Origin of the sequence: Amycolatopsis sp. SID8362, assembly GCF_010550475.1 — a bacterium.
GTDB classification, from domain to species: domain Bacteria; phylum Actinomycetota; class Actinomycetes; order Mycobacteriales; family Pseudonocardiaceae; genus Amycolatopsis; species Amycolatopsis eburnea.
This window is the reverse complement of the sequence record NZ_JAAGNB010000637.1, coordinates 1-2,206: the sequence shown is the minus strand read 5'-3', so window position 1 is coordinate 2,206 and position 2,206 is coordinate 1. Positions and strand designations below refer to the sequence as shown.

At 74.3% G+C, this 2,206-nt stretch carries 3 protein-coding genes; 1 reads left to right on the top strand and 2 read right to left on the bottom strand.

Annotated features, from left to right (window positions below; all coding sequences use genetic code 11):
- Both G3I65_RS19920 and G3I65_RS19915 read right to left on the bottom strand, forming a co-directional pair.
- The coding region (locus G3I65_RS19920; RefSeq protein WP_309235571.1) for a carboxyl transferase domain-containing protein at positions 1–431 on the bottom strand (431 nt) is incomplete at its 3' end.
- A complete protein-coding gene (locus G3I65_RS19915) occupies positions 424–1,848 on the bottom strand; it encodes an acyl-CoA synthetase (protein WP_160697449.1) in 1,425 nt (474 codons plus the stop codon). The genes G3I65_RS19920 and G3I65_RS19915, both read right to left, overlap by 8 nt.
- Before the next feature lie 98 nt (positions 1,849–1,946).
- On the opposite strand from G3I65_RS19915, the gene tsaB reads away from it, so the two are divergent.
- The coding region (gene tsaB, locus G3I65_RS19910; protein ID WP_160697448.1) for a tRNA (adenosine(37)-N6)-threonylcarbamoyltransferase complex dimerization subunit type 1 TsaB at positions 1,947–2,206 on the top strand (260 nt) is incomplete at its 3' end.

Genomic DNA, 2,206 nt, shown 5'->3' with positions numbered 1-2,206 from the left:
ACCGAGACCTGCGGGATGCCCGCCGCGCGGGTCAACGCCGCCGCCCGCGCCACGCGCTGCAGCTGCATGAGCGCGCGCATGCCCTGCTGCATGCGGCTGCCACCGGTCGCGATCAGCGACACCACCGGCAGCCGCGCGTCGCGGGCGTGGGCGAACGCCGCCTCGATCCGGTCGCCCGTGCGCTGCCCGAGCGACCCGCCGAGGAACCCGAACTCGAACGCGATCAGCACGGCCTCGACGTCGCCGATCTTCGCCGTCCCGCAGACGACCGATTCCTTCTCGCCGGTGCGCTCTTCCGCCGCCGCACGGGCTTCGCGGTAACCCGGCCAGCCGATCGGCCCGTCGGCCGGCTCGTCGCGCAGCGGCGTGGGGAACTCGGTGAACCCGCTCGCGATCGCTTCGACGACTTCGCGCGCGGGCAGCCTAGACACCGAGCGCCCGCTTCATGACCTTGCCCATGTCGTTGCGCGGCAACGCGTCCAGGTACCGGACGACCCGCGGGCGCTTGTGCGGCGCGAGCAGCTTCGCGACGTGGTCGGCGAGTTCGTCGGCGGCCGGCGGCTCGCCGTCCGGCACGATCCACGCGACGATCCGCTCGCCGAGGTCGTCGTCCGGCTCGCCGGTGACGGCCGCTTCGGCGACGCCGGGGTGTTCGAGCAGCGCGTTCTCGATCTCGCCCGCGCCGATCTTGTAGCCGCCGCTCTTGATCAGGTCGGTCGCCTTGCGCCCGACGATCTTGACGTAGCCGTCGGCGTCCCGCGTGGCCATGTCGCCGGTGCGGAACCAGCCGTCGTCGAACGCGGCCGCGGTCGCGTCCGGGCGGTTGAGGTACTCGGTGAACAGGTTCGGCCCGCGCACCTGGATCTCGCCGACGGTCTCGAGGTCGTCGACCACCTCGCCGGCGTCGCCGACCAGCCGCAGGTCGACGCCGCGCAGCGGGACGCCGACCGTGCCGGGCTTGCGTTCGCCGTCCGCGCGGACGCTGGTGTTCATCAGGGTTTCGGTCATCCCGTAGCGCTCGACGACCTGCTGGCCGGTCGCCGCGGTGATCCGCTGGTGGTCGTGCACCGGCAGCGCGGCCGACCCCGAAACCAGGAGCCGTGCGCCGCGAAGCGCGTCCGCCAGCGCGGGGTTCTCGTCGACCTCGCCCGCGATGCGGTGGTACATCGTCGGGACGCCGAACAGCATGGTCGCGCCGTTCGCCAGCTCGCGCGCGACGCCCTCGGTCGAGAACCGGCCGAGGTGGCGCACCGAGCCGCCGCGGCGCAGCGGGCCGAGGATGCCGAGGATCAGGCCGTGCACGTGGAACAGCGGCAGCCCGTGCACGAGGACGTCGGCCGCCGTCCAGCCCCAGGCGTCCTCGAGGGCGTCGAGCGTGGTCGCGATCGCCCGGCGGGGGAGGACGACGCCCTTGGGCGGCCCGGTCGTGCCCGACGTGTAGACGATCAGCGCGGGCGTCTCCGGATCCGGCTCTTCCGTGGCGAACGCTTTCCCACCGGTCAGCGGGATGTCCCGCCGCGGCAGCCCGGCGAGGGCCGCGGGCAGCTCGGCGCCCGGTTCGGCGAGCACGAGCTGCGGCTCGCTGTCGGTGAGGATGTGGGCGAGCTCGCGCTCGCCGATCTTCGGGTTGAGCGGCACGGCGGGCACCCCGGCGAGCAGCGCGGCGACGACCGCGACGCTCGTGTGCACGGTCGGGGTCGCCCAGACGGCGACGCGGCCGCGAGGAAGCTCGGCGGCGAGCCCGCCGGCCACGGCGGCGAGGTCGGGGTAGGTGAGGACGTGGTCGCCGAAGCGCAGGGCTTCTCCGGCGGAACCGTCGGCAAGGGCGGGGAACAACGGGGCGGGCACCGCGGGGACCTCCCAGAGTCGGACTCGCCCGCACGTTACCGTGCGGATCAGTCCCCTGCAGAGACCTTCCGAAGACGCTGGTCGTAGGCTGGGACACCGTGTTGGTACTGGCGATCGATACCTCGACCCCGGCGGTCACCGCGGGCGTCGTCGAGGTGGACGGCGACGCGGTCGAGACGCGCGGAGAGCGCGTCACGGTCGACCCGCGTGCCCACGGCGAGCTGATCACGCCGCACGCGCTGGCCGCCGCCGAAGCCGCGGGGGTCGCGCTCAAGGACCTCGACGCGATCGTCGCCGGCGTCGGCCCCGGCCCGTTCACCGGCCTGCGCGCCGGGATGGCGACCGCCGCCGCGCTCGG